Genomic DNA, 1,544 nt, shown 5'->3' on the forward strand with positions numbered 1-1,544 from the left:
AGAGTTAACCGGATGAGAGCATCTGGTTCGAATTTTCTATTATGGAGAGTTTGATCCTGGCTCAGGATGAACGCTGGCGGCGTGCTTAACACATGCAAGTCGAACGGAATGCTTTCGAGCATTTAGTGGCGGACGGGTGAGTAACGCGTGAGGATCTGCCTATAGGTCTGGGACAACATTGGGAAACTGATGCTAATACCGGATGTGCCGAGAGGTGAAAGGTTAACTGCCTGTAGATGAACTCGCGTCAGATTAGCTAGTTGGTGAGGTAAGGGCTCACCAAGGCGACGATCTGTAGCTGGTCTAAGAGGATGGACAGCCACACTGGGACTGAGACACGGCCCAGACTCCTACGGGAGGCAGCAGTGGGGAATTTTCCGCAATGGGGGCAACCCTGACGGAGCAACGCCGCGTGAGGGAGGAAGGCTTTCGGGTTGTAAACCTCTTTTCTCTGGGAAGAAGAACTGACGGTACCAGAGGAATAAGCCTCGGCTAACTCCGTGCCAGCAGCCGCGGTAAGACGGAGGAGGCAAGCGTTATCCGGAATTATTGGGCGTAAAGCGTCCGTAGGTGGTCAATCAAGTCTTTTGTCAAATTATGGAGCTCAACTCTATGTCGGCGGAAGAAACTGAATGACTTGAGTATGGTAGGGGTAGAGGGAATTCCAGGTGTAGCGGTGAAATGCGTAGATATCTGGAAGAACACCAGTGGCGAAGGCGCTCTACTGGGCCATGACTGACACTGAGGGACGAAAGCTAGGGGAGCGAAAGGGATTAGATACCCCTGTAGTCCTAGCTGTAAACGATGGATACTAGGTGTTGGGCGTATCGACCCGTTCAGTACCGAAGCTAACGCGTTAAGTATCCCGCCTGGGGAGTACGCACGCAAGTGTGAAACTCAAAGGAATTGACGGGGGCCCGCACAAGCGGTGGAGTATGTGGTTTAATTCGATGCAACGCGAAGAACCTTACCAGGGTTTGACATCCCGCGAATCCTCTAGAGATGGAGGAGTGCCTTCGGGAGCGCGGAGACAGGTGGTGCATGGCTGTCGTCAGCTCGTGTCGTGAGATGTTGGGTTAAGTCCCGCAACGAGCGCAACCCACGTTTCTAGTTGCCAGCATTAAGTTGGGCACTTTAGAGAGACTGCCGGTGACAAACCGGAGGAAGGTGTGGATGACGTCAAGTCATCATGCCCCTTACGTCCTGGGCTACACACGTACTACAATGCTTCGGACAAAGAGCAGCCAACCAGCGATGGTGCGCAAATCTCATAAACCGAGGCACAGTTCAGATTGCAGGCTGCAACTCGCCTGCATGAAGGCGGAATCGCTAGTAATCGCAGGTCAGCATACTGCGGTGAATACGTTCCCGGGCCTTGTACACACCGCCCGTCACACCATGGGAGTTGGCCACGCCCGAAGTCGTTACTCTAACCTTTCGAGGAGGAGGGCGCCGAAGGCAGGGCTGATGACTGGGGTGAAGTCGTAACAAGGTAGCCGTACCGGAAGGTGTGGCTGGATCACCTCCTTTTAGGGAGACCTACC

At 53.9% G+C, this 1,544-nt stretch carries 1 rRNA gene; it reads left to right on the forward strand.

The features are described 5' to 3' along the window. Nucleotides 1-38: 38 nt before the first annotated feature. Nucleotides 39-1,530, forward strand: a 16S ribosomal RNA gene (locus tag H6G13_RS28250). Nucleotides 1,531-1,544 lie beyond the last annotated feature (14 nt).

The sequence above is a fragment of the Pseudanabaena sp. FACHB-2040 genome (genome assembly GCF_014696715.1).
Taxonomy (GTDB): Bacteria; Cyanobacteriota; Cyanobacteriia; order Phormidesmidales; family Phormidesmidaceae; genus JACVSF01.